At 61.3% G+C, this 25,499-nt stretch carries 21 protein-coding genes; 9 read left to right on the top strand and 12 right to left on the bottom strand.

What is annotated here, in order from left to right; all coding sequences use genetic code 11:
• Window positions 1–62: 62 nt before the first annotated feature.
• The gene (locus AEQ63_RS23720; RefSeq protein ID WP_064365077.1) at window positions 63–806 is read right to left on the bottom strand and encodes a phosphatase PAP2 family protein; all 744 of its coding nucleotides are present in this window, start codon (window positions 804–806) and stop codon (window positions 63–65) included.
• 209 nt (window positions 807–1,015) lie between these two features.
• Here AEQ63_RS23720 and colR point away from each other — a divergent pair, with 209 nt between their 5' ends.
• From colR to AEQ63_RS23695, 5 genes are all read left to right on the top strand, one after another.
• Window positions 1,016–1,699: a two-component system response regulator ColR gene (gene colR, locus AEQ63_RS23715; RefSeq protein WP_016773421.1), complete on the top strand. Its 684-nt coding sequence runs from the start codon at window positions 1,016–1,018 to the stop codon at window positions 1,697–1,699.
• The gene (locus tag AEQ63_RS23710; RefSeq protein WP_042607353.1) at window positions 1,689–2,972 is read left to right on the top strand and encodes a sensor histidine kinase; all 1,284 of its coding nucleotides are present in this window, start codon (window positions 1,689–1,691) and stop codon (window positions 2,970–2,972) included. The genes colR and AEQ63_RS23710 overlap by 11 nt, the downstream gene beginning before the upstream one ends.
• A 151-nt stretch (window positions 2,973–3,123) precedes the next feature.
• On the top strand, window positions 3,124–3,792 hold the full coding sequence (locus AEQ63_RS23705) for a class I SAM-dependent methyltransferase (protein ID WP_042607352.1): 669 nt from the start codon (window positions 3,124–3,126) through the stop codon (window positions 3,790–3,792).
• Window positions 3,793–3,795: 3 nt separating this feature from the next.
• Window positions 3,796–4,512, top strand: a complete 717-nt coding sequence (locus tag AEQ63_RS23700) for a lipopolysaccharide kinase InaA family protein (protein ID WP_042607351.1) — start codon at window positions 3,796–3,798, stop codon at window positions 4,510–4,512.
• Between the two features lie 2 nt (window positions 4,513–4,514).
• Window positions 4,515–4,742, top strand: coding sequence for a hypothetical protein (locus tag AEQ63_RS23695; protein ID WP_042607350.1), 228 nt, complete (start codon window positions 4,515–4,517; stop codon window positions 4,740–4,742).
• Window positions 4,743–4,902: 160 nt separating this feature from the next.
• On the opposite strand, the gene AEQ63_RS23690 is transcribed toward AEQ63_RS23695, so the two are convergent.
• The 9 genes from AEQ63_RS23690 to AEQ63_RS23650 all read right to left on the bottom strand — a co-directional run bounded on the left by AEQ63_RS23690 (window position 4,903) and on the right by AEQ63_RS23650 (window position 18,542).
• Complete coding sequence (locus AEQ63_RS23690; protein ID WP_064365076.1) at window positions 4,903–7,938, bottom strand: multidrug efflux RND transporter permease subunit; 3,036 nt, start codon at window positions 7,936–7,938, stop codon at window positions 4,903–4,905.
• Window positions 7,939–7,951: 13 nt separating this feature from the next.
• Window positions 7,952–9,100 (bottom strand): efflux RND transporter periplasmic adaptor subunit, encoded by a 1,149-nt coding sequence (locus AEQ63_RS23685; protein WP_064365075.1) that lies wholly within the window; start codon window positions 9,098–9,100, stop codon window positions 7,952–7,954.
• 221 nt (window positions 9,101–9,321) lie between these two features.
• Entirely contained in the window at window positions 9,322–10,422 is a 1,101-nt protein-coding gene (locus AEQ63_RS23680) for a DUF1513 domain-containing protein (protein WP_064365074.1), read from the bottom strand.
• Between the two features lie 14 nt (window positions 10,423–10,436).
• Window positions 10,437–11,501 (bottom strand): imelysin family protein, encoded by a 1,065-nt coding sequence (locus AEQ63_RS23675; protein WP_024014143.1) that lies wholly within the window; start codon window positions 11,499–11,501, stop codon window positions 10,437–10,439.
• 27 nt (window positions 11,502–11,528) lie between these two features.
• Complete coding sequence (locus AEQ63_RS23670; RefSeq protein WP_064365073.1) at window positions 11,529–12,956, bottom strand: di-heme oxidoreductase family protein; 1,428 nt, start codon at window positions 12,954–12,956, stop codon at window positions 11,529–11,531.
• 277 nt (window positions 12,957–13,233) lie between these two features.
• Window positions 13,234–14,592 (bottom strand): imelysin family protein, encoded by a 1,359-nt coding sequence (locus AEQ63_RS23665; protein ID WP_064365072.1) that lies wholly within the window; start codon window positions 14,590–14,592, stop codon window positions 13,234–13,236.
• A gap of 194 nt (window positions 14,593–14,786) precedes the next feature.
• Window positions 14,787–16,838, bottom strand: coding sequence for a putative bifunctional diguanylate cyclase/phosphodiesterase (locus AEQ63_RS23660; protein WP_042607344.1), 2,052 nt, complete (start codon window positions 16,836–16,838; stop codon window positions 14,787–14,789).
• 328 nt (window positions 16,839–17,166) lie between these two features.
• Entirely contained in the window at window positions 17,167–17,763 is a 597-nt protein-coding gene (locus AEQ63_RS23655) for a superoxide dismutase (protein WP_064365071.1), read from the bottom strand.
• A 176-nt stretch (window positions 17,764–17,939) separates the two neighbouring features.
• A complete protein-coding gene (locus AEQ63_RS23650) occupies window positions 17,940–18,542 on the bottom strand; it encodes a LysE/ArgO family amino acid transporter (protein WP_064365070.1) in 603 nt (200 codons plus the stop codon).
• Between the two features lie 96 nt (window positions 18,543–18,638).
• On the opposite strand from AEQ63_RS23650, the gene AEQ63_RS23645 reads away from it, so the two are divergent.
• The 4 genes from AEQ63_RS23645 to AEQ63_RS23630 all read left to right on the top strand — a co-directional run bounded on the left by AEQ63_RS23645 (window position 18,639) and on the right by AEQ63_RS23630 (window position 22,570).
• On the top strand, window positions 18,639–19,526 hold the full coding sequence (locus tag AEQ63_RS23645) for a LysR family transcriptional regulator ArgP (protein ID WP_064365069.1): 888 nt from the start codon (window positions 18,639–18,641) through the stop codon (window positions 19,524–19,526).
• Between the two features lie 99 nt (window positions 19,527–19,625).
• Window positions 19,626–20,618 (top strand): NAD-dependent epimerase/dehydratase family protein, encoded by a 993-nt coding sequence (locus AEQ63_RS23640; protein ID WP_064365068.1) that lies wholly within the window; start codon window positions 19,626–19,628, stop codon window positions 20,616–20,618.
• Between the two features lie 116 nt (window positions 20,619–20,734).
• The gene (locus AEQ63_RS23635; protein WP_064365067.1) at window positions 20,735–21,592 is read left to right on the top strand and encodes a hypothetical protein; all 858 of its coding nucleotides are present in this window, start codon (window positions 20,735–20,737) and stop codon (window positions 21,590–21,592) included.
• Window positions 21,593–21,721: 129 nt separating this feature from the next.
• Window positions 21,722–22,570 carry a cache domain-containing protein gene (locus tag AEQ63_RS23630; RefSeq protein WP_042607340.1) on the top strand — a complete coding sequence of 283 codons (849 nt, stop codon included), beginning with the start codon at window positions 21,722–21,724 and terminating at the stop codon, window positions 22,568–22,570.
• A gap of 124 nt (window positions 22,571–22,694) precedes the next feature.
• Here AEQ63_RS23630 and AEQ63_RS23625 read toward each other — a convergent pair whose 3' ends face one another.
• A complete protein-coding gene (locus AEQ63_RS23625; protein WP_064365066.1) occupies window positions 22,695–24,212 on the bottom strand; it encodes an MDR family MFS transporter in 1,518 nt (505 codons plus the stop codon).
• A 79-nt stretch (window positions 24,213–24,291) separates the two neighbouring features.
• The gene (pobA, locus tag AEQ63_RS23620) at window positions 24,292–25,485 is read right to left on the bottom strand and encodes a 4-hydroxybenzoate 3-monooxygenase (RefSeq protein ID WP_064365065.1); all 1,194 of its coding nucleotides are present in this window, start codon (window positions 25,483–25,485) and stop codon (window positions 24,292–24,294) included.
• Window positions 25,486–25,499: the final 14 nt, after the last annotated feature.

The following is a 25,499-nucleotide window of genomic DNA, read 5'->3' as shown; positions in this document are numbered from 1 at the left end:
CTGGCTATTTGAATGACACATCGCTATCGCGAGCAGGCTCACTCCTACATTGGATTTGTATTTCAGGCGTTGATTGGCTGCGCATTCAAAACCGTCGAAGTCTTGCCTGCCGGGCGATAAAGCACCCAGTAATAGGCCCCCAGACAAATCAGCCAGCAGAAGATCGCCGTCCATACATTGTGCGAAAAGAAGTGCGCGCCCTGCATCATGCGGCTGATCGAGAACACCGAGCCCAGCGCGAAGGCAAATACAAACGCCAGCCGTGCCAGCCGGGGACGGCGGTCGCGCAGCACGAAGAACAACGCAAACAAGGTGAACCCGGTCGCTGCATGGCCACCCGGCCAGCAACGCCCGGGCTTGTCGGTGGCGGGACGATGCTCCATCAGTTTGCTGTAGGTTTCATGGCCGCCGAATTGCTCCAGACTCCATGGGCACTGCACCGCGGTAACGGCTTTGACCGGAGTGACGAACGAAGTGGCCAGTCCCAGCGATAGCACCAGACAGCCCAATTCACGCTTGAACGGTTTCAGCCGTTCGATGAAAAACGCGCCGATGAAACCGAGGATGGCAAATACCGAGAAGCCGATCACCACCTGTTTCGCCCGGTCATGCAGGATGTCTTCGAGAAAATAGCTGTGCCGCCCGATGAAATCACCGGCGACCGGGTCGTAGAACATTCGCGCCAGAACCATGTCCAGATCGGTCAGTTCCAGCAACAGGAGAATGATCGCCGCCGCTGCGGGAATGCCCAGACACAACCACCCGTTCAGTGGTCTTGAAGCGGGAAGGGCAGAGGTCGACACCATGGCAGATTCCTTGGTCGATGAAGGGAGTGGAGAGAGCGAGATCGCGCGGAGTCTGCGCGCGGTGGCGTCGGCGATTTGTTAATCGAAAGTGAAAAAAACGTCGGGTAGCGCAATGCGCGGGTTTATCCAACGGCCCCTAGCCCTGAGCCACACTTGGCCGTAAGCTGCGCGGGCCAAGACGGCCGTTACCCCGTTCGGAGGAGGTGCCCATGCGAATTCTGCTGGTCGAAGACAACCGTGACATCCTGGCCAATCTGGCCGATTACCTGGGCATGAAAGGCTATACCGTCGATTGCGCCCAGGATGGTCTGTCCGGTCTGCATCTGGCGGCAACCGAGCATTACGACCTGATCGTGCTCGACATCATGCTGCCCGGCATCGACGGCTACACCTTGTGCAAGCGCCTGCGTGAAGATGCCCGGCGCGACACTCCGGTGATCATGCTCACTGCGCGCGATCAACTCGACGACCGGCTGCAGGGCTTCAAGTCCGGTGCCGACGATTACCTGATCAAACCGTTCGCCCTGTCCGAACTGGCGGCGCGCGTCGAAGCGGTCATGCGCCGTGCCCAAGGCGGCGGTCGCCGCGCGTTGCAGGTCGGTGATCTGAGCTACGACCTCGACACCCTGGAAGTGACCCGTGAAGGCAAGCTGCTCAAGCTCAACCCGGTCGGCCTCAAGTTGCTCGCGGTACTGATGCAGAAGAGCCCGCACGTCCTGCGTCGGGAGATTCTCGAAGAAGCGCTGTGGGGCGACGACTGCCCGGACAGCGACAGCCTGCGCAGCCATGTTCACCAGTTGCGCCAGGTGATCGACAAGCCATTCGCCAAGCCACTGCTGCACACCGTGCACGGTGTCGGTTATCGCTTGGCCGAGGGCCGAGATGGAGTTTAAGCAGAGCCTTTCCCAGCGGATCATCATCGCCTTTGCGCTGATGAGCGCACTGGTGGCCGGCGCTTTCGCCATGGGCATCGTGGCGACGGTGCACCTGGTGGAAGAGAAATTGATTTCCGCAGGGCTGGGCGGCGACCTGCAACGCCTGCTGCTGATGGACAACGTCTCGGACTGGAGCCATCGCCCGGAGCCGGATCAGCTGTTCTATTTCAGCGGCGGGCCCGGGGATTTCGAGCTGCCCAAGGATTTGCGGCATCTCGATGCAGGTTTCCACGAAGTGTTTCGCGAGCAGCTGTCCTATCACGCCATGGTCGAAGTGGTCGATGGCCGGCGCTACGTGCTCCTGCAGGATCAGAGCGATTTCGAAGAGCGCGAGCGCGTGCTGTTCGCCGTGGTGCTGGTGGGCTTCGTGCTCAGTCTGGCGCTGGCGGTGTTTCTCGGCTGGGTGCTCGCGCGCAAGGTGATGGCGCCGGTGGTGCGGCTGGCCCGGCAGGTGCGCCATCGCGATCAGTTGCTCGGCCTGGCGCCACCCCTGGCACCGGATTACGCCGCGGATGAAGTCGGTGAACTGGCAGTGGCGTTCGATGCCACGCTGGGCCGGTTGCGTCAGGCGTTGACCCGCGAGCGGCTGTTCACCAGCGACGTCAGCCATGAATTGCGCACGCCGTTGATGGTCCTCGCCAGTTCCTGCGAACTGCTGTTGGAAAACCCCGGCATCGATCAGCGCGGTCGCGCCCAGGTCGAGCGTATCGCCCGCGCGAGTGAGGAAATGCGCGAGCTGGTGCAGACCTTCCTGACGCTGGCGCGCGCGCAGAACGAAGAGGCCGGGGCAGCGCCGCAGCAGAACCTCACGCAAGTGGCCGAAAGCCTGCTGTGCCTGTGGCGCGAGCCGATCGAGCGCAAGGGCCTGACGCTGATGTTCGAGGCAGGCAACCCTCCAGACACCCGTTACAACGCGACCTTGCTCAACGCGGTGATGGGCAATTTGCTGCGCAATGCACTGCATTACACCGAGCAGGGTTTCATTCGCCTGACCCTCACCGCCAACGGCTTCGCCGTCGAGGACTCGGGCGTGGGCATTCCCGAGGAAAAACGCGAGGCGATGTTCGAGCCATTTGTGCGCGGCAGCGAGAAGCGGGGCGAGGGTCTGGGCCTGGGGTTATCGCTGGTGCAGCGCATCTGCGAAAACCAGGGCTGGACGGTCAGCCTGAGCACAATGGAGCCCAATGGCTGCCGATTCGAGGTAGATCTTGGCGTGAATGCAGGCAAATAGTGGCTCGAGGCTACTCCCGCCCACCTGTCTAAATCCTGTATAACGTTGTAATACTTTGCAGATTTACCTGACAGAATTTTCACAATTGGATGACCTGACGCTGACACGTCGCTGCCTAAGGTGACGTCATCAGAACTCAGGAGTCCAGATGATGGCCGGCCCGATCAAGCTCGATTTTTCCGAAAAGTACGACGACCAACACGCGCAACGTTACCTGCGCAAGCACAAGGAGAGCCTTGGCCGCCGCCTGTCGCACTGGCGCGACGAGCAATTGGGGCGCAAGGCCCTGGCGCTGGCGGGGGATCCCGGACTGGTGCTGGACCTGCCCTGCGGTGCAGGGCGCTTCTGGCCGATGCTCGCGGAAAAGCCCAATCGGGTAATTATCGGTGCGGACAATTCCGAGTCGATGATCAATACGGCGCTGCAAGGTCAGCCGGCCGAGGTGGTCAAGCGCGTACAACCGCTGCACACCTCGGCATTCGATATTGCTCTGCCGGATAACGCGGTCGACAGCATCTTCTGCATGCGTCTTCTTCACCACATCGGTGAAGCCGAGCACCGTAAGGTGATCCTGCGTGAATTCGAGCGGGTTACCCGTGACAGCGTGATTGTTTCATTGTGGGTCGACGGCAACTTCAAAGCCTGGAAGCGCAAACGTGCTGAGCTGGACCGGCCAAATCGCGATTACCAGAATCGCTTTCTGATTCCGGCAACGACGATCGAGAAAGAATTTGAACAGGCGGGTTTCCGCATTCAGGAACAACTGGACTTTATACCGCTCTATGCGATGTGGCGGGTTTACGTATTACGCAAGAGGTAGAGGATGGCAGTGCAAGCAGCGGTTGGAGCGGGTGTCGCTCCACAGGATGGTTTCGATTATTACTGGGCCCAGCGCGGCGAATGGGTTGAAGAGCCCAACGTGCGCCGCGGCGGTGAAAGTGGTGTGCAGCGCATCGTCGGCCGTGACGGCCAGTTGCTGTACGCCAAGCGCCAGACCGGGCACATCTATCGCAGCTGGTTGCACCCGTTCGGTCGCCCGACCGTATTGCGTGAACTCGATGCACTGACCGGCGTGAGCAAGCTCGGTGTGCGGGTTCCGCAGATCGTTTTTTGCGGCGCTCAACCGGATCCGCAGCACAAGTGGCGGGCCCTGCTTGTCACCAGATCGCTCGACGGCTTTCAGGAACTGGAACACTGGCTGGCCGCTGCTGGTGGCCGCGATCAATGTGGCGACGTGGTTTACGAGCGTGTCCTCAAGGACCTCGCCGAGAACCTGGCGCGCATGCACAAGGGTCGCTGGCAGCACAGCTGCATCTACATCAAGCACGTGTTCGTGCGGGTGATCGGTGAAGGTGAAGCGGCGCAGGTTGAAGTGGCGCTGATCGATCTGGAGAAGTGCCGCCAGCGCCTGACCGCCTATCGCGCCGCGCAGCATGACATGAAGCAGCTGCGTCGCCATTCGTCGTTCCGCGATGCCGACTGGAAAAAACTCGTCTACTTTTATGAGACGGCGTTTGGCAGCGCTATCAAAGGTTTATAGCGATGAAACTCGAAATTGCACGAGGTTTGTTCCTGGTTGGGGCCTTGGCAGTTGCTTCACTGGCGGTGGCTGCCTGGGAGCAGCCGCGCATGCAGGTCATAGGAGCGTCCGGGAACGACGCTTTCTGTTCGGTTCCACGGGTGGCCAAGGCCTCCGTGGCGACCCAGCCCGATCATGATTTGTTGTTGTTCATGTTCGGACTGTCCCAGGGAATGAGGCCAGCCAGTTGAAACGAATGAAGCCCAAATAAAAGGCCTCGCAAATGCGAGGCCTTTTTTTTTACACACCGCTCCCCCTGTAGGAGTGAGCCTGCTCGCGATAACGGTGTGTCAGTCAACATTATGGAAACTGACATACCGCTATCGCGAGCAGGCTCACTCCTACAAGGAGCTATGTGGTGGGTTTGGGATCCGGTTTCGCCAGGAAGGTGTAGACACACGGCAGCACGAACAACGTAAACAACGTGCCAATCGACATCCCCGTGGCAATCACCAGGCCGATATCAAACCGGCTGACCGCTCCCGCGCCGGTCGCGAGAATCAGCGGCACCATGCCGAACACCATCGCCGCCGTGGTCATCAGTACCGGGCGCAAGCGAATCGCCGCCGCTTCCTCCACGGCTTCGCGGGCAGTCAGGCCCTTGTCCTTGCGCAACTGGTTGGCGAACTCGACGATCAGGATGCCGTGCTTGCTGATCAGGCCGATCAGCGTCACCAGCCCGACCTGGGTGTAGATGTTCATGCTCGACCAGCCAAGGAACAGCGGAATCAGCGCGCCGCAGATCGACAGCGGCACCGTCACCAGAATCACCAGCGGATCACGGAAGCTCTCGAACTGCGCGGCCAGCACCAGAAAGATGATCGCCAACGCCAGGGCGAACGTGACCCACAAGGCACTGCCTTCCTGCACGTACTGGCGCGAGGCGCCGCCGTAATCGAAGGCAAATCCTGCCGGCGCTTCTTCACGGGCGATCTGCAGCACGGTATCGATGGCTTCGCCCATGCTCACCAGCGGGAAACCGGAAATCTTCGCCGCGTTGAGCTGCTGGAACTGGTTGAGCTGGCGCGGTCGTGCGCGGTCGCTGACCTTGATCAAGGTCGACAGCGGCAACAATTCGCCCTGAGTGTTTTTCACGTAGTAGTTGTTCAGCCAGTCGGGGTTGTCGCGGTAGGCCCGTTCGACCTGGGCGATGACCTTGTAGCTGCGCCCGTCGATGGTGAAGCGGTTGATCTCCGCCTCGCCAAGCAAGGTCGCCAGCGTGCCGCCCAGATCGAGCATCGATACGCCCATCTGCGCAGCCTTGTCGCGGTCGATATCGACCACCACTTCCGGTTTGTCGAACGCCAGATCGAGGTCGACGAAGGCGAACTTGCCCGACTCCATGGCGCGCTTCTCGATGCGCTCGGCAACTTGCAGCAGCAACTCGTAGTCATTGGAGGTGTTGACCACGAATTCGAACGGCAACCCTTCACCGGTGCCGGGCAAGGAGGGCAGGTTGAAGCCGAAGATCTGCAAGCCGGGAATGCTCTCCAGCTTGCTCTGCACCTCGGGGAGGATTTCCATCTGCGTACGGCCGCGCTCGTTCCACGGTTTGAGCAGGAAACCGCCGATGCCGGCCTGCACGCCGTTGTAGCCGTTGATCTGGAACGAAGAGTAGTACTCGGGAAACTCTTTGAAGATGGTGATGAATTGGTCGGTGTAGGTGCTCAGGTAGTCGAGGTTGGTCGGCTGCGGCGCGCTGGCCATCATGAAAATGATGCCCTGGTCCTCGTCCGGCGCCAGTTCCGACTTGGTGAACTTGAGGAACACCGGAATCAGACACAGCACGATCACCGCGAACACCAGCACCACCGGCCGGGTATTGAGCGTGCCGTGCAGCATGCTTTGATAGCGGCGCTTGAGGCCTTCGAAAACCCGGTCGAGACGATGGGCCAGTCCGCTGGGATTCTCTTCGTGACGCAGCAGAAACGCGCACATCATCGGCGACAGGGTCAGGGCGACGACGCCGGAAATCACCACCGCACCGGCCAGGGTCAGGGCGAACTCCTTGAACAGTGCTCCGGTCAGCCCGGTGAGAAAACCGATCGGCGCGTACACCGCCGCCAGGGTGATGGTCATCGACACCACCGGCATGGCGATCTCGCGCGCACCTTCCAGGGCAGCATCGAACGGCGTCTTGCCTTCTTCGATGTGCCGGTGGATGTTTTCCACCACGACAATCGCATCGTCCACCACCAGACCGATGGCCAGCACCATTGCCAGCAGCGTCAGCAGGTTCATCGAGTAACCCATCATCTGCATGAAGAACATCACGCCGATCATCGACAGCGGGATGGTCACCACCGGGATCACCACCGAGCGCAGTGCGCCGAGGAACAGGAACACCACGACGATGACGATCAGTACCGCTTCGAACAGGGTTTTCACCACCTCATCGATCGAGGCTTGAATGAACAGTGTGGCGTCGTAGGCGATTTCGCTTTTCAGGTTCGGTGGCAGCTGCGCTTCCAGCTCGGGCATCAGCTTGCGCACTTCCCTGATCACGTCCAGCGGGTTGGCCCCCGGCGTGGCCTTGATGCCGATGTACACCGACGGCGTGCCGCCGAACGAACTGATCGAGTCGTAGTTTTCCGCGCCCATTTCCACCCGCGCGACATCGCGCAGCAGCACGCGGCTGTCGCCGTCGACCTTGAGCGGAATCGCCGCGAAGGCTTCGGCGGATTTCAGTTCGGTGTTGGCATTGATGCTGGTGACGGTGTACTCGCCTTTCACCTCACCGGCGGCGGATAGGAAGTTGTACTGACGCACCGCGGCGGTGACGTCGGCGGCGCTGAGGCCGAAGCCGGCGAGCTTCACCGGGTCGAGCCACAGGCGCATGGCGAATACCTGATTGCCGAGGATTTCCGCTTCGGCCATGCCCGGCAGCGTCGCCAGTTTCGGCTGGATGACCCGCGACAGGTAGTCGGTGATCTGCGGGTTGCTCAGGTCCTTGCTGAAGAAACTGATGTACATCAGCGCCGAAGCGTCGGCAGATTCCTTGCTCAGCACCGGGTCTTCAGCGTCCTGCGGCAGCTTGTTCTTGACCTCGTTGGCCTTGGCCAGCAACTCGGTGAACAAGCGGTCGGTGTTGGCGCCAATGCGCGCGTAAATCGAGATCACCGAGAAGTTCTGCCGGCTGACCGAGGTCATGTAGTCGATGCCCTCGGCGCTGGCCAGGCTCTGTTGCATCGGTTGGGTGATGTAGCCCTGAATGGTCTCGGCGTTGGCCCCGGGATAAGCCGTGGTCACCGTGATCAGGGCGTTTTCCATTTGCGGGTACTGGCGCAGCGGCAGTTTGCTCCAGGCCTGGAAGCCCAGCAGCACAATCAGCAGGCTGACCACGGTGGCGAGCACCGGGCGGCGGATGAACGGATCGGTAAAAGCCATGGGGATTCCTTGATCAGTCGGCGCGAGGCGGACTGTTCTGCTCGCCGAGGGTCTTGTCGTCGCTGATGGCGATGTGGGCGCCGTTGTCCAGTTTGATCTGGCCAGCCGTCACCACCTGTTCGCCGCTCTGCACGCCCTTGTTGATCATCACCAGGCCATCACGGCGTTCACCGGTCTCGACGAAACGACGTTCGGCGATCAGCAGCGGTTGGCCGTTGTCATCCTTGGCGACGCTGCCGTCCTCGGCTTTTTTCTGCCCGACCACGTACACCGAGTTGCCGTACAGGGTGTAGGTGATCGCGCTCTCCGGCACCACGATGTGTTTCTGCGGATCGGGCAGTAGCACCTCAAGGCTGGCGAACATCCCCGGCAGCAGCTTGCCGTCGGGGTTGGCCAGGGTGGCGCGGACGAGAATGTTGCGCGTGGTGCTTTCGACGATCGGGTTGATCGCGCTGATCTTGCCGGTAAAGTTCTGCCCCGGGTAAGCGGCAACGGTGAACTGCACGGGCTGGCCTATGGCGAGTTTCGGCACCGCTTGTTCCGGTACGTAGAAGTCGGCGTAGAGGCTGCTCAAGTCTTGCAGCGTGGCGATTTTGGTGCCGCTGGCGAGGTAGTCGCCGACGTCGACCTGACGGATGCCGATGGTGCCGCTGAATGGTGCGAGGATGCGCTTTTTCGCCAGTGACGCATTGAGCTGATTGACCGTGGCCTTATTCTTTTGCAGCACGGCGGAGAGGCGATCGTATTCGCCTTTGGAGATCGCGCGGCTGTCGACCAGTTGCGCGCCACGGCCGAAGTCCAGTTGCGCCAGGCCGAGATCGGCGCGGGCGGTTTCCAGCAGGGCGGTTTCCACGGCGCTGTCGAGTTGCAACAACGGTTGGCCGGCCTTGACCTTCTGCCCGGATTCGAATTTGAGTTCAGTGACGGTGCCGGCGACTTCCAGGCTCAGATCAACGCCTTGCAGCGCCTTGAGCGAACCGACAGTGGGCAAACGCATCTGCCACGGCTGTTCGCCGGCCGTGGCCACGGCGACGCTGATGGGTGGTTTCGGTTTGGAAAAGCCCTGGATCATCGTGTAGATCGAAAAGGCCTTGTATCCGCCCAGCACCAGGACGAGCAGCAAAACAACACCCAACATGATCAGCATGCGGCGACGCAGCATATGTCCAGTTCCTTGGATAAATCATGAGACAGGCGGGCACATTACTCCGAGTACAGGGGGGATTCCAACTGGCAGTTATTACAGGTGCTGCACACCCGAATCCATGTGGCGAGGGAGCTTGCTCCCGCCGAGGCGCAAAGCGGCTCCTCTTTTTGTGCAAAAGCGGGGCCTGCTGCGCAGTCCAGCGGGAGCAAGCTCCCTCGCCACAAATCGCGTGGTGCCTAGGCCATCAGATGGAGATGGTTATCCCAGAGCCCCGCCGGCAATTCCAGCGGCTTGGCCAGCAGTTGTTCCTGACGGCAATCGTAGTAGCGGCAACGGCCCTGACCCGAGGTCACGACAAAGCCATCCTTCACCGCACCGACGCCGGCACAATCAGGCAACGGCGCATCGAGGCGCAGTTCGCCGCTGTCCAGATCCCAGATAAAGAAGCGGTTGCCACGCGGCGCCGTCAACGCGACCAGACGCAGATCGCTGTGCACCGCGACGCTGGCGGTGTAGTGCCCCATCGCCTGCAGCTGTTGCTCGGCCACCGGGAACGCCACGAACGGTTGCCCCGGCCGTTTGATCGCCAGCAGTTCCGAGCGCTCGTGGGACGGCCCCATGAATTGCTGGCCCGCGACGATGGTGCCATCGCTGGCGATGCCCAGGTGGCGCACGCTGTTCATCTGCTGGGCGAGGGTTTCCTTGCTCAGCAACGTGCCGTCGCGCTGCATCAGCACCAGGCGGGGCTCCATGGCGTTGAGGTTCATGTCGCCGCGGCTTTCCGCCTCGGTGCGAACCCCGCCATTGGCCACCACCAGCGTCTCGCCATCGGGCATCCACGACACTTGATGCGGGCCGAGGCCGTGGGTGGAGATCTCGCCCGTGTGCACCAGTCGCTCACCCTCGAACTTGTACACGCCGAGCAGGCCACGGCCGGGATCGGTGGTGTCGTTCTCGGTGGCGTAGAGGTATTCGCCGTCCTTGTGCACCACGGCGTGGCCGTAGAAGTGCCGGTTCGGTTGCGAGGTCACGGTCTGCAGCAACTTGCCGTCGCGCAGATCGATCAGGTAACTCTCGGTACCCGGACGCCGCGCAACGAACAGCGCCAGCGGCTGCGTCGGATGATTGATGATGTCGTGGCATCGCTGACCGACATGGGTGGCGAACACCCGCGTGCCGTCGAGCCGATAACCGACGGCATAATGCTTGCCGTCGCTGTCATCGCGCGCCGACAACAGCAACGGGCTCTGATCCTTGCGTTTGAACAGCGTCCAGCCGCCCAGGGTCACTGCTCCCAGCAGTGCACTACCTAAAGTCAGAACCTGACGTCGCAGCATGGCACTCGCCCTCATCAGTCACCGTCGTTGGCATTGAAGCCCAGTTGGATGCCCAGCGCCTTGGCCAGCTCGCCTTCATGCAGGCGATGGACGACGTTGAGGCTGTCGTAGATATCGTTGAGTTGCTGGCGACCGGCGTCGTCCTCGAGCATTTCGCCGAGCGAGCGCTGAGTGCTGTCGAACAGCTTCAGCGAGGCGGCGTACGCGGCGTCGATCTTGTCCGCCAGGGGTTTCTGCTCGGCTGGCAACAGCCCGCGCAGGCCTTTGTTGTCGACGCCTTCCCAAACGGTTTTGGCCGCGGCAAGGCTGGCTTCCAGTGCGGTCAGCGACGACTGGCTGCGCCACGCATCCGCCTGGAACGGCTGCGGCACGCCTTTGCTCTGACGGCCCATCGGCGTACCGAGTTTTTTCTTCAGGGTATCCAGTGCAGTGACTTGTACGCGTAGCAGATCGGCAATCGCTTCGTGGGAGTCGGCGTAGCGCTGGTTGGGGAACTTGCTCATCTGCGCGAGCATGCCGTCGGTGTTGTTCCAGCCCTGCAGGATCTCCTCGGCCAGTTGCTTCTGGCGTTCGCCGATGGCGATCAACAGCGGGCAGTACTTGGCTTTCTGCGCATCGTTAGCGACGTCAGGCTTGGCGTCAAAAAGGATGTATTCGTAAGCCGACAGGCCTTGCACCACGACGCTGGATTTGGCCAGCGCGGCGGCATCGATCTGCGGCTGGGCGACGACCAGTTGCTCGACCTGACGGCCGACGAGGTTTTTCTTGTCCGGCCAGAACTGCACTTGCCACGAACGATTGCCCTCGGCCAGCGGACCGATCAGCAGCGGTTGCAGCTCGGCCCAGGCTTTCTGCGCGTGGAGGAAATCGGCGCGGGCGGTTTCCAGGCTTTCCTTGCCCTGGCAGTAGGCGAGGGCGCTGACCGCCAGTTGCCGGTCGGCTTCGACCCAGCGGGTGTAGGTCGGCAGGATCACCGATTTGGCGATCGCCGCCGAGGTGACCGCTTGCGGATCCTGCGGCGAGCAGGCGCCGAGGGCGAGCGCGGCAAGGCTGGTGAACAGTAACTTGGGACGGAACATGTCGGGCTCCCGATGCGTTTTCAGTATTTAAAGTGAGTTCAGAAATGCCAGCAACGCAGCGCGCTGCTCGGCATTGAAAGACAAAACCTGTCGCTGCGCAGCCGTCGCTTCGCCGCCATGCCAGAGCACCGCTTCGAGCAGGTTGCGAGCGCGGCCGTCGTGCAAAAACTGCGTGTGACCGCTGACCGCTTGCGTCAGACCAATCCCCCACAACGGCGGCGTGCGCCAGTCGCGGCCGGAGGCCTGAAATTCCGTGCGGTTGTCCGCCAGTCCTTCGCCCATGTCGTGCAGGAGCAAATCGCTGTACGGACGAATCACTTGATTGGCCAGCTCAGGTTCGGCGGCGTTGGCGGCGGTGGTGTATTTGGGCGTGTGGCACGACTGGCAACCGGCCTGGAAAAACAGGTTCTTGCCGGCCAGCACCTGTGGGTCGTTGACGCCACGGCGCGCCGGCACCGCCAGATTGCGGCTGTAGAACAGCACCAGACGCAGGATGTTGTCGCTGACTTCCGGTTCGCCGTCCGGGCCATTGCCGTTCGGCGCCTGTTTGCAGGCGGTCTGCGCCTCCGTGCAGTCGTCGAAAGGCCGCAGGCTGGTGGTCAGGCCCATGTCACCGGAGAACGCGTGAACATTCTGCTGGTTGAGATTCGGCTGCCCGGCTTTCCAGCCGAACCGGCCGATCACGGTTTTCTGCAACTGGTCATCCCAAACCCGGTTGGGCCGGCCATTGATGCCGTTGTTCTCTTTCGCCTGGGCGGCGGCGTTGGCGAGGATCGCCTCTTCGGGGATTGCTTCGAGCAGGCCCAGACCAATCATCGGCGGTGCCACCCGCGCGGAAAAACGCGTGTCCGGATGCATCGGGCCGTAACCGAGTTGAGTGATCTTCAGGGTCGGTTTGCGCAACTCCACTTGCGTGCCGTCCTTGAACCGTACGGGCACTGGCGTGTAGTCGACGCGCACCTTGCCTTCCGGGGCGACGCCGGGCACGGCCATGTCCTGGAACTGCCCGCCATACACCGGCTCCGGCACCACGCCGAGCTGTTCGATGATTTTGGCGTAGGGCGGCGCGTCGGGAATCGACAGGCGCACCAGCATCGATACCGCATTGGTCGCATCGGGGGACGGAGGATGACCGCGACCGTCCTTGATGTGGCAGTTCTGGCAGGCGTTGGTATTGAACAACGGGCCGAGGCCGTCGCGCGCCGTGGTGGTCGACGGCGCAATTACCCACGGGCTGCGGAAGAAGCTGTTGCCGACACTGAAATCCACCCGCCGCGACGGCGGCAGGTTGGCCGATGGCAGGGAGAACGCGTTCTGATCACTCTTGCGCACGGTCGCCGCACCGCCCGATCGCGCTTCACCCGGCTCGGCCTTGGTGAAACGCGGGGCGTCATCGCAGGCACTCAGGCCCAGGGCCAGCAACAGTGCGGACAAGCGAAGCGGCAACGACGGCATCAGACATCCTGCAAACGGGCGAAAACAAAGGCGCAAAGTCTAACAGGGCAGGGGAGTTTGAATAAGAGGAATTATCGTTTGCTTGATACAGCGCAAGCCTTGAAGCGCGTGCCAACACTGTGGGAGCGAGCCTGCTCGCGAAAGAGACGCCCGACGCGCTGAAAATGCCGCGCCGGATAAGGCCTTCGCGAGCAGGCTCGCTCCCACAGGGACAGCGGTGTGCCAGGTATGAAAAAGGCGACCCGAAGGTCGCCTCTTTTTGACGCGGACGGGGTGATCAGAACTCGTGATCGGCGTTGTCCGGGTTCAGGTCGCTGATGCCCAGTTTGCCGGCAGCGGCTTCGATCGAACCGGTCTGCTTGACCAGTGCGGCGATGGCGTCGCGAACAACCTGGTTGCCAGCGGTGTTGCCGGCGGCGATCAACTGGTCGTAGTGCTCACCCTTGTTGGCGTGATCGACCATGACCTGGATTTTCGCTTCGGTCGCGGCCAGATCGGCTTTCAGTGCGGTGTCGGCGGCCGGATCGGCCTTGGCCACCAGCGACGACAGGCTGGCGCCGGTCAGCTTGGTGCCATCAACCCGGGTGTACTCGCCCAGATAAACGTTACGCACGCCTTTGGCATCGTAGAAGTGCGAGTAGTGGGTGTTGTCGCTGAAGCAATCCTGCTCGTCTTCAGGGGAGTTGGCTTCCAGGGAAACCTTCATGCGCTCGCCCGCCAGTTCACCCAGGGACAGGCTGCCCATGCCGAAGAGCATTTTGCGCAGGCCGGTTTCGCCTGGCTCGGCTTCCAGTGTGGCGCGGTAGTTGTCGGCCACGTTCGGCTTCCAGTTGCCGACCATTTCTTCCAGATCGCTGACCAGCAGTTGGGTCACGGCTTTCAGGTAGGCACGACGACGCTCGTTGTGACCGCCGGTGGCGCCAGCGCCTTCCAGGTAGTCCGAGGCCGGACGGTTGCCAGCGCCCGGGCCGGTACCGTTGAGGTCCTGGCCCCAGAGGAGGAATTCGATCGCGTGGTAGCCAGTCGCAACGTTGGCTTCGGAACCGCCCAGCTCATTGAGGCTGGCGAGTTTTTCCGGGGTGATCTCTTTCACGTCGACCTTGTCTTCGCCGACCTGAACTTCGGTGTTGGCGATGATATTGGCGGTGGCGCCCGGGTTACCCAGTGCGTGCTCGTAGGATTTGTCGACGTAGTCGATCAGCCCTTCGTCCAGCGGCCAGGCGTTAACCTGACCTTCCCAGTCGTCAATGATGGTGTTGCCGAAGCGGAACACTTCGCTTTGCAGGTACGGCACGCGCGCGGCAACCCAGGCAGCCTTGACGGCTTTCAGGGTGTCGGCGTTCGGCTTGGCGAGGAACGCGTCGACGGCGGTTTGCAGGCTTTTCGCGGTGGATTCGGCATCGCTGTAAACGGCGAAGACCATGTCGGCGTAGTGCGCGACCACAGCCTTGGCGGCGGCATCGTCAACTTTACCGGCAGCAGGAGCAGGGGCAGCGGCCGGCGCCGGGGCTGGAGCAGCGCTGCTGGAAGCCGGAGTCATTTCGGAGGCTTTTTCTTTGTCCTTGCCTTCGCCGCAACCGGCGAGGGAAATAGCGATGGCCAACAGACTGGCGGTAGCCAGAGGCATACGAATCATGGCGAACATCCTGCTTCGGTAGTTGAGTGGACTGGCGCCGGGGGCGCGCAAAACTGCGACATAATGCAAATCTTTCGCATTATGTGTAAAGGCGTGGGTGGAAATATTTCTTATTTGCGCAAGAAGATCAAAAGATCGCAGCCTCGTTGCACTGTAGGAGCTGACGAGTGCAACGAGGCTGCGATTTTTGATCTTTAAAGAATCGCCGCATTGCTGCGTTGCGCCTGCTTGAGGTAAATGCCCAGCTCCCGCGCCGGCAGCGGTTTGCTGTAGTGGTAGCCCTGACCTTCGTGGCAACCCTCGGAAATGATGTAGGTTTCCTGCTCGGCGGTCTCCACGCCTTCGGCAATCACCTGCATGCCCAGGCTCTTGCCCAGTTGAATGATCGCGCGAACGATGGTCGCGTCATCGTCGTCATCCAGCAGATCCTGGACGAAGCTCTTGTCGATCTTGATCTTGTCCAGCGGCAGGCTTTTCAGATAGCTGAGGGATGAATAGCCGGTGCCGAAGTCGTCGATCGCAATCAGCGCGCCGGAGCGGCGCAGGCTCAGCAGATGCTGGGCGGCGGTGGTGATGTCTTCCATCAGGCCGGTTTCGGTGACTTCCAGTTCCAGACTGCGCGGCGGCAGGCGGTACATCTGCAGCAGGTTGTTGACCACCCGCGGCAGCTCGGCATGGTGCAGTTGCACGGTCGACAGGTTGACCGCCATACGCAAATCGACGAACCCCTGATCATGCCACTCGCGCAATTGCTTGCAGGCCTGGTCGAGCACCCACTCGCCGATGGCGATGATCGTGCCGTTCTGTTCGGCCAGCGGAATGAACAGGTCCGGCGGCACCAGGCCGTGTTCGGGGTGCTGCCAGCGAATCAGCGCTTCGACACCCACTACGCGATGATCGCGATAACTGATCTGCGGCTGATAGACGAGGTAGAACTGGTCGCGGATCAGCGCATCACGCAGGTCTTTTTCCAGCTCGCGACGGCGGCGCATCTCGCTGTCGACGCTGGCGATGTAGAACTGATAGCGGTTGCGCGAGCGGGTCTTGGCCAGGGTCATGGTCTGCTCGGCTTTCTGCAACAGCTTCTCGGTGCTGTCGCCGTCCTCCGGGAACAGGGTGATGCCGATGGTCGCGCGCAGGCGGATTTCCTGATCGTCGAGGGCGAAGGGCGCCTCCAGGTCATCGAGAATGCTCTGCGCCAGTTCCGCTGCTTCGTAAGGTTGTTCGATGTCGGCCTGCACCAGGGCGAACTGATCGCCGCCCAGGCGGGCAAGGGCGCCGAGACGACCGCTGTGGGCGCGCAAGCGATCGGCCAGGGCCAGCAGCAACTGGTCGCCGGTCTGGTAGCTGAATTGTTCGTTGATGCCTTTGAAATCATCCAGGCCGACGCACAACACCGCGACGCGGCGCTGCAACTTGCCGGCATCGACGAGAATCTTGTCCAGCTGCTGCTGCAATTGCTGGCGGTTCGGCAGACCGGTCAGGAAGTCGTACTGGGCCATGCGTAGCAGGCTGTTTTCCGCTTCGTGGCGCAGATGGGTGTTGCGTTCGATGGACTCGAGCAACTGGTTGGCGGTGTTGATCCACAGGCCCAGCTCGTTTTTTTCGTGGCCCTTGAGCTGCGGAATCTTGTGCTCGCTGGGACGATCCGGGTTGATCTCGGTAAGGTGTTCGATGATCCGCGACAGCGGTTTGGTCAGCAGCCAGTGATAGACCAGATACAGCACCAGTCCCATGGCCAGTGCGCGCAGTACGCCGGAAATGAAGATGATCACCGAGCTGACAATGAAACCTTCGCCATAGGTTGCGGTGTCGAGGGTGATGCTCAGGTCGCCGTAGTATTCGCTGTAGGGGCCACGGCCGACCAATTGCGTGGTGAAGGTGCGTTCCTGACCGAGAATCAGGTCTGTCAGCCAACGGCTGTTGGAATGCTGCAATTCGCGGGATTTCTGCGCGAGCATCGCTTCATTGGGGTGACCAATGGAGGCCTGGCGCACGGCGTCGTCCTGGAACAGCCCCTCGATCACCTGCATGCCCATTTCCCGGTCCAGGCTATAGACCGCCTGGGTCGAAGGATCGCGGAACATGTCGAGGATCCGCTCGGCGTCACCGGCCACCGCCTGACGGGTCTTGTAGGCATCGAAGACAATCTGCGCGCAGCTCAAGACTACGCCTACGATCAATGCCGACAGGAGCACGACCCGGAGCAACTTCACCGACAAGCTGTTCTTGAGTTCCAGCTTCAAAGGGTTATTCCTTGTTCCGTGCGGGTAGCGTCAAGTTGCCATGAGTATTGGCAATCCCGGGTTGGCAGTCAAAGGGACAATCAGGCACGGGAAAATTCGCCGGTATCCTGGCCGCGATGTCGTCATTTGAGTAATAGCTCTGAATTACTGTGTCGGTTGCAGTGGTCCGCAACTTGAGCACCGGGTCAAAGATTTTTTCCTGTCTCTGATGGTAGTCGGCTGTCGGCTGGCAGCAAACGGCCCGAAGCTGTTTTTGCCGTGCGACAAACGCCATGCGCAAGGCATAAAAAAACCCGGCCGAAGCCGGGTTTCCTGTCTGGCACGCAGCTTAAGCGGTGAAGGTCTTGCCTTCGAACTGCTCGGCCACGAACTTCCAGTTGACCAGGTTCCAGAACGCTTCAACGTACTTCGGACGCAGGTTGCGGTAGTCGATGTAGTAAGCGTGTTCCCAGACGTCGCAGGTCAGCAGCGGGGTGTCGCCGCTGGCCAGCGGGTTGCCGGCGCCGATGGTGCTGGCCAGGGCCAGGGAACCGTCAGCCTTTTTCACCAGCCAGCCCCAGCCGGAACCGAAGGTGCCGATCGAGGTTTTGCTGAATTCTTCCTTGAACTTGTCGAACGAACCGAACGCTGCGTTGATGGCATCTGCCAGTGCGCCGGTTGGCTGACCGCCAGCGTTTGGCGCCAGGCAGTTCCAGTAGAAGGTGTGGTTCCAGACCTGAGCGGCGTTGTTGAAGATGCCGCCCGAGGAAGTCTTGACGATCTCTTCCAGGGTCTTGCCTTCAAACTCGGTGCCTGGCACCAGGTTGTTCAGGTTCACGACGTAGGTGTTGTGGTGCTTGTCGTGGTGGAACTCCAGGGTTTCCTTGGAGATGTGCGGCTGCAGGGCATCGTGTGCGTAGGGCAGCGGCGGCAATTCGAAAGCCATGATGATTCTCCTAATCAGGTCTGTTGCGGTGAGCGCAAGGCCGATCACGGGCGGCCGGAAATGCACCGGCGAGTTTTTACTCTTTGCGGCGCAGGGTTCGGATCATAGCACCGGGGTCGCGCCTTAACCACGCAACAACTGTGTGGGATAGAGGTTCCAGAGCCTTCAGCATTAATTCATCCGGCGATGATCAACTGCGCGGCCACGGCGAACATCATCAACGCCACCACCAGATCGAGAATGCGCCAGGTGCTCGGCCGGGCCAGCCACGGTGCCAGCCATGCGGCGCCGAGAGCCAGGGTGAAAAACCACAGCAGCGAGGCGCTCGCCGCGCCGACTACATAAGCGCCGGGCACCGATTGCTGCGCGCCCAGCGAGCCGATCAATAAAACCGTATCCAGATAAACGTGGGGATTGAGCAATGTCACCGCCAACGCGCTGAGCATGACCGCGCGCAGGGAGCGTACGGTCTGGTTCTCGCCTTGCTTGAGGCTCTGCTTCGAGCAGGCCCGGCGCAGCGCCTGGCTGCCGTACCAGATCAAAAAGGTCGCGCCGCCCCAACGGGCAATCGCCAGCAGGGTCGGGTTCTGCGCGAGAATCGTCGCCAGGCCGAACACCCCGGCCGCGACCAGAATCGCGTCACACACCACGCACAATGCTGCCACCGGCAGATGGTGTTCACGGCGCAGGCTCTGCGCCAATACAAACGCGTTCTGCGTACCGATCGCCATGATCAGGCCGAACGCCACCAACAGGCCGTTTACATAGCTTTGCCACATGGAAAATATCCTTGAAAGAGAGTGCTTGCTGGCTATTCTCCGGTGTGGCGCTGTATAAGAAAAACCAATAGTGCTGATCGCCCATTAGGAAAACTGATGTTCGACTATAAATTGTTGTCCGCGCTGGCCGCCGTGGTCGAGCAGGCCGGATTCGATCGCGCTGCACAGGTTCTCGGCCTGTCGCAGTCGGCGATCTCCCAGCGCATCAAGTTGCTCGAGGCGCGCGTCGGCCAGCCGGTGCTGGTACGCGAAACACCGCCATCGCCGACCGAAATCGGCCGGCGCTTGCTCAACCATGTGCAGCAGGTGCGTTTGCTTGAGCGCGACTTGCAATCGGCGGTACCGGCGCTGGACGAAGAAGGCCTGCCGGATCGCCTGCGCATCGCCCTCAACGCCGATAGCCTTGCCACTTGGTGGGCTGGCGCCGTTGGCGATTTCTGCGCCGAGCAGCATTTGTTGCTCGATCTGATCGTCGAAGACCAGACCGTCGGCCTCAAGCGCATGCGTGCCGGTGAAGTGGCCGCATGCCTGTGCGCCAGCGAGCGCCCGGTGGCCGGCGCACGCAGCGTGTTGCTCGGTGCCATGCGCTATCGCGCGCTCGCCAGTCCGGCCTTCATCGCCCGGCATTTTCCCGATGGCGTACGCGCCGAACAGCTGCCACGCACCCCCGCACTGGTATTCGGCCCGGACGATTTCCTCCAGCATCGCTACCTGGCGCTGTTGGGCGTCGATGGCGCGTTCGAACACCATATATGCCCGTCCTCCGAAGGCTTCATTCGCCTGACCGAAGCCGGCCTGGGCTGGGGGCTGGTGCCGGAACTGCAAGTGCGCGAACAGCTGGAGCGCGGCGTGCTGCGCGAATTGCTGCCAGATAAACCGATCGACGTGCCGTTGTACTGGCATCATTGGCGCAACGGCGGCCAGTTGCTGAACCTGCTTACCGAACAACTGCTGCGCGCCTCAAAGCAATGGCTAGTGGCTTGAACGCAGCGGCAAGCGTCAAGCTGCAAGCGGCAAGAACAAGCACCGTTTCAACTTGCAGTTGACAGCTCGAAGCTTGCAGCTGCTTCCCTGGAGTTTTTGATGAAGATTTTGGTTACCGGCGCCAGCGGCTTTATTGGCGGGCGCTTTGCGCGTTTCGCCCTGGAGCAGGGCCTTGAAGTGCGGGTCAACGGTCGCCGGGCCGAGAGCGTCGAGCATCTGGTGCGCCGGGGTGCGGAGTTTGTGCCGGGCGATCTGACCGACGCCGATCTGGTACGCGACCTCTGCCGCGACGTCGAAGCGGTGGTGCATTGCGCCGGTGCCGTCGGCGTGTGGGGGCGTTATCAGGACTTCCATCAGGGCAATGTCCAAGTCACCGAAAACGTTGTCGAAGCCTGCCTCAAGCAGCGCGTGCGGCGGCTGGTGCATCTGTCGTCGCCGTCGATCTATTTTGATGGCCGTGACCATCTCGGCCTGACCGAAGAGCAAGTGCCCAAGCGCTTCAAGCATCCCTACGCCGCGACCAAATATCTGGCCGAGCAAAAAGTCTTCGGCGCACAGGAGTTCGGTCTGGAAACCATCGCCCTGCGCCCGCGTTTCGTCACCGGCGCCGGTGACATGAGCATCTTCCCGCGACTGCTGAAAATGCAGCGCAAGGGCCGTCTGGCGATCATCGGCGACGGTTTGAACAAGGTCGACTTCACCAGCGTGCAGAACCTCAACGAAGTCATGCTCAGCAGCCTCTTGGCGGCTGGCTCGGCGCTGGGCAAGGCCTACAACATCAGCAACGGTACGCCGGTGCCGCTGTGGGACGTGGTCAACTACGTGATGCGGCGGATGGACGTCGATCAGGTGCGCAAATATCGCTCTTACGGTCTGGCCTACAGCGTCGCGGCGCTTAATGAGGGCGCGTGCATGCTCTGGCCCGGACGTCCGGAGCCGACCCTGTCGCGCCTGGGCATGCAAGTCATGAAGAAAAATTTCACCCTGGATATCAGCCGCGCCCGGCATTATCTCGACTACGACCCGAAAGTCAGCCTGTGGGCTGCCCTCGATGAGTTCTGTGCGTGGTGGAAAGCTCAGGACATTCGTTGAAACGATTCGGCCGGGCGGCAATGAACCGCGTTGCGGCTTGAGGGTCAATGCCTGCGGCTGCGGCGGTTATACTTCGCAGCATTTAGCCATCACCGCGTTTGCCAAAGGTTGCCTCAATGTCCATGCGAAACGATGCCCACGACGACGATTTCGATAACGTGCCAAGCCTGCGCGCTGACCCGTTCGATGACGATGACATTGCGCCCGGCCCCCGCACTTCCGTGCATTCGCGCACCGCGCCCGTGGTCAGGGTCAAGACCGCCAGCACCGGGCCGCTGTGGGCGCTGGTCGGCGCGTTGTTTTTCGCCTTCATCGGTCTGGCCTGGTGGAGCTTCCAGCAGATCTCGCTGATGGAACAGCAACTCGTCGCCACCCAGGAAAGCTTTGCGCGCATCAGCGAAGAAGCGGCGGGGCGCCTGCAGGATATTTCCGGCAAGGTCGTCGCCAGCCAGAGCAACGTCAGCAGCGACAGCGAAGCGCTGAAGTTGCAGATCAAACAGCTTGAAGGCAAGTTGCTCGACCAGAGCAAGCAGCAGCAAGGCGTCGCCGGTCAGGCCAGCGAGCTGGACAAGCGTCTGGCGCAGATGACCGCGCAGACCACCGAACAGCAGAACGCCAACACGCAGTTGCAGGCGCAGGTCAAAGCCCTGAGCGCCGAACTGGCGACCATCAAAAGCACGCCGGCCGATACCAGCAAGGTCGATGCGCAGCTGAAGGCCTTCGACGCCCAGTTCAAGAGCCTCGGCGCCGATATCGCGGCGCTGAAGAAACAGGGCAATCCGAGCGCGGCGATCGATCGTCTGGAGCAGGACATCGTGGTGTTGAAAAGTCAGCAGGACAATCGCCCGGCCGCGCCACAGGGTGGCGGCAATACCGCCGAGTTCGATGCGTTCCGCGCGCAGATGACCCGCAACCTCAACACCTTGCAGGCGCAGATCCAGAACCTGCAGCAACAGATCAATTCCCGCCCGTAAGCGCTGATCGAGGCTGGCGAGCATTGCTTGGCAGCCTCACGGCGCAATGTTCAGAAACGCTCTGAATATCTCGACATGACCGCAAGCCGTCTACGCTCTTGAAACACCAAAAAGAACGAGGGATGCGCTATGGGGTTTTTGCATAAGGTGGCCTGGCTCGGCCTGCTGTTGTTGGCCGGTTTCGGCCAGGCCAGCGCCGCCACCGCCGCCAAGGATGACAGTCAGGCGGCCATCGCCCTGCTGGAAAAAGCCTTGGCCTACTACCACGACAATGGCGACAAGGCGTTCGCCGCATTCAGCCGCCAGGGCGAATTCGTCGACAAGGATCGCTACGTCTTCGTCCTCGACACCAAGGGCGTCATGCTTGCCAGCGGCGGGCCGTCTTCGGCGCTGATCGGCCGCGATGTCAGCGAAGTGCTCGGGCCGGATCTGCAGAAGGCGTTCAAGGACGCGCTGAAAGTGCCGGAAGGCAACGGCATCCAGCAGGCCGAATATCGCTGGCAGAACTGGGCCGACGGCAAGGTCGAGCGCAAGCATGTGTTCTATCAGCGCGTCGGTCAGCGCATTCTTGCGGTCGGCTACTACTTGCCGCGTGCCTCTGCCGAGCAGGCCAAGGCCTTGCTGGATAAAGCCGCGACGGATCTGGGCAAGGACGAGAAGGGCACGCTGACCGCGATCAACTCGCTCAAGGGCGGTTATCTGCAGGACGATCTGTATGTGTTCGTGGTCGATCTGAACAACCAGCGCTACGTCGCACACGGCACCAACCTGCGCTTGATCAACACCGATTTTGGCAAGGTCAAGGACCCGGAAGGCAAGCCGGTGGGCGAGCCGATTCTGGCGCTGATCGGCAAACAGGATGAAGGCGAATACGAATATCGCTGGAAAAACCCGGTGACCGGCAAGATCGAGGACAAGCATGCCTACCTGAAAAAGGTCGGGCACTTCCTCGTCGCGGTGGGTTACTACAGCCCTTGAGCGAACGCCGTTCCTCTGTAGGAGTGAGCCTGCTCGCGATGCGGTGTTTCATACAACAATGATGTCGACAGGCATACCGTCATCGCGAGCAGGCTCACTCCTACAGGGTTTTGCGGTGCTTGTGCTATTTCGCGCCGTGTTCGCGCCCGCGCAGCAGGTTGTTCGGCATGGCAATCGCCGCCGCCAGCCCCAGCAGCGACACTGCCGTGCTGACCCAGAGCAAGTGTCGGAAGGTCACCAGCAGTTCTGCTCGCAAAGCGTTCTGCGCATCTCCCGGCGCGGCGTTCAGGCCATCGAGCAGGACATTGCCAGAATGCCCTTCGCTGATCAGCGAACTGTTCGCCAAGTGGGCGAAGCTGGAGTCGTGCAGCAAGGCGAGCAACAGCGCCGACATCAACGCCACGCCTACCGCACCGCCGAGTGAGCGAAACAGGTTGGTGGTGCTGGTAGCGACGCCGATGTCCCGTTGTTCCACTGAGTTTTGCGTACCGACCAGCGAGGTCGGGAACTGCATGCCGCCGGCAATACCACTTAGCAACATGAACAACCCGCTGAGCAACGTCGCTTGCGGCGGACTGAAGGCCATGCCGAGAATCGAGATCGGCATGAGGATCGCCCCGGTGAGAATCTGCGGTTTGTAGCGTCCGGTAATCGACGTGCGGCGGCCGGCGAAATAGGCGCCGATCGGCAAGCCCATCGCCAGTGGCAGCAAGTGCAACGCGGCGCTGTCGGCGCCGGCGCCGGTGACGCTTTGAAAGCGCAGCGGCATCAGCACGATCAGCGAGATGGCCTGGAAACTGGTGAAGAAAATCGTGCACCAGCACAGCAGGGCATTACGGTTGGCGAACAGGTGCATCGGCAGCAACGGCTCGCGTGCCCGGCGCTCATGCCAGACGAACATCGCCAGGACGATCACGGCGCAGGCGAGCAGGCCGAGCACTTCGCTGCTGCGCCATGAATGGCCCTGGCCGACTTCGGTGATGCCGAGCAGCAACGCAGTCAGACCGATGATCATCAGCACCGTGCCGAGGTAATCGATCACCGGTTTGCGCTGCGGAATCGGCAAGCCGCGCAGGTTGCGCCGCGCCACCCACCACGCGCCGAGGCCCAGCGGCAGGTTGATCAGAAACACCCAGCGCCACGACAGGTATTCGGTCATGTAGCCGCCGAGCACCGGCCCGGCAACGCTGGCCACGGCGTACATGCTGCTGAAGTAACCCTGATAGCGCCCGCGTTCACGCGGTGGGACGATGTCGCCGATGATCGCCTGACTCACCGAGATCATGCCGCCAGCGCCGATGCCCTGAAGAATGCGCGCCAGCACCAATTGCTCCATGCTTTGCGCCATGCCGCAGAACAACGAGGCGAGGGTGAACAGGCCCATGCCGAACAGCATCAGTTTGCGTCGCCCGTACAGGTCGCCGAGCTTGCCGTAGATCGGCACCGCGACGGTCATCGCCACCATGTAGCCGGAAATCACCCAGGCCAGCAGGCTGACGTCCTTGAACTGCGCGGAGATCGCCGGCATCGACACGGCGACGATGGTCTGGTCCAGCGCACCAAGAAAGATCGCCATCATCAAGGCGACCAGCACGCTGCGAATGGCCGGTTTGGGCGTTTCAGGCTGATTGAGAGTGGTCACGGAAAACCTGCGGGCAGTGATTGACCCGCTCGGAGCAAGGCGAGCGGGTAAGTGCTCGCCAGTGTAAGTCGATAGGAGGCTATTCGATAGCCTCGTACGGGAGCCCGACGTAATTTTCTGCAATGGTTTTCTGCCCGGCTTCCGAGCTGACGAAGTAGTCCAGTTCCGAAGCGCTGATGCGCTGGCTGAATTCATCGTGCTCGTCGAAGCGATGCAGCATCGACGTCATCCACCAGGAAAACCGCTCGGCTTTCCACACCCGGCGCAGGCAAATCTCTGAATATTTTTCCAGCAGATCGCTACGGCCTTCTCGATAGACCTTCAGCAGAATATTGAACAGCGTACTGACATCGCTGGCCGCCAGATTCAAGCCTTTGGCACCGGTGGGCGGGACGATGTGCGCGGCGTCGCCGACCAGGAACATCCGGCCGTACTGCATCGGTTCAACGACAAAACTGCGCAGCGGCGCGATGCTTTTTTCGATCGAAGGGCCGGTCACCAGTTTTTCCGCGAGGGCCACCGGCAGGCGGTTTTTCAACTCATCCCAGAAACGCTGATCGCTCCAGTCATCGACGTTTTCATCCGCCGGCACTTGCAGGTAATAACGCGTGCGGGTGGCCGAACGCATGCTGCACAAGGCGAAGCCGCGCTCGTGACGGGCATAGACCAGTTCATCGTGAACAGGTGGTGTGTCGGCAAGAATGCCCAGCCAGCCGAACGGATAAACCCGCTCGAAGATCTTCAGGCAATCGGCAGGAATCGACTGCCGCGCGACGCCGTGGAAGCCATCGCAACCGGCGATGTAATCGCAGTCGACGCGCCACGATTCACCGTCCTTTTCGAAGGTGACAAAAGCTTCGTCGCTTTTCATGTCGTGGGGAACGACATTGCTCGCCTGATAAATAGTCGGCGCGCCGGCCTCCCGACGAGCGGCCATCAGGTCGCGGGTGACCTCTGTCTGGCCGTAGACCATTACGGTTTTGCCACCGGTCAACGCGTGCAGGTCGATGTGCACCTGACGACCGTCCAGCGCCAGATCGAATCCGCCATGGATCAGGCCCTCGGCATCCATTCGCTGACCGACCCCGGCCTGACGCAGCAGCTCTACCATGCCTTGTTCAAGCACACCGGCACGGATGCGTCCGAGAATGTAATCAGAGGTCTGGCGTTCGAGGATCAGGGTGTCGATGCCAGCGTTATGCAGCAACTGGCCGAGGAGCAGTCCGGAAGGACCGGCGCCGATAATGGCGACTTGGGTTTTCAGGGTTTTCATTGTTTTTATGACTC

Origin of the sequence: Pseudomonas sp. RIT-PI-o, assembly GCF_001297215.1 — a bacterium.
GTDB classification, from domain to species: Bacteria; Pseudomonadota; Gammaproteobacteria; order Pseudomonadales; family Pseudomonadaceae; genus Aquipseudomonas; species Aquipseudomonas moraviensis_A.
This window is presented reverse-complemented; position numbering and strand designations above follow the sequence as displayed.